The sequence below is a fragment of the Undibacterium sp. GW821-FHT11B02 genome (assembly GCF_058808955.1).
Genome location: NZ_JBXASD010000040.1, coordinates 1 through 516, shown reverse-complemented (window position 1 = coordinate 516; position 516 = coordinate 1). Strand labels below are relative to the sequence as shown.

Here is a 516-nt window from a genome sequence, read left to right as displayed (position 1 = left end):
ATCCAGCGCGGCTATCCAGTCATGCAGTTGTGGTTCGTCCCAACTACCTGGTTGAAAACGTTGCTGTACCAGTCCCAATTGTTCCCAGCGGGTTTGCCAATGTAGTTCGCCTGAATTACCTATGCCTGGCAGATTAATGATTATCAAAATAAACTCCTCCTGAAGTAAGATAATGAGCTGTCAATTATCGTGTCTCGACTCAGTTACCTGAAGAGGCAATCATCGGAAGACAATCCATCGCGCCGATGATTTAAAACATTACGGAGAATCGTAGCAATGACTTCAAGGATAGAACTGGATAAGCTGGATTTTGCGATTATAGAAGGCCTGCAAAGAGAAGGGCGCGTTGCCCTGTCTGAACTTGGTCGTCGCATAGGCTTGTCACAACCTGCTGTATCGGAACGTGTCAAGCGGCTGGAGGAAAGTGGCGTCATCACAGGCTACAGTGCGCAGATCAATCAGGCAGCTCTGGGCCCGGGCATGATTGTCATCATCCGCCTGCGTACCACGCATGAG

Annotated in this window: 2 protein-coding genes; one reads left to right on the top strand and one right to left on the bottom strand. The window is 49.2% G+C overall.

The annotated features are described in order from the left end of the window. Nucleotides 1-147, bottom strand: a 147-nt coding sequence (locus tag AC1RVX_RS30025; RefSeq protein WP_493220250.1) for an alpha/beta hydrolase, incomplete at its 3' end; no start/stop codon positions are given. Nucleotides 148-276: 129 nt separating this feature from the next. Between AC1RVX_RS30025 and AC1RVX_RS30020 the strand changes: the two genes are divergently transcribed. Then, nucleotides 277-516: Lrp/AsnC family transcriptional regulator (locus tag AC1RVX_RS30020; RefSeq protein WP_493220249.1), on the top strand; the 240-nt coding region annotated here is incomplete at its 3' end.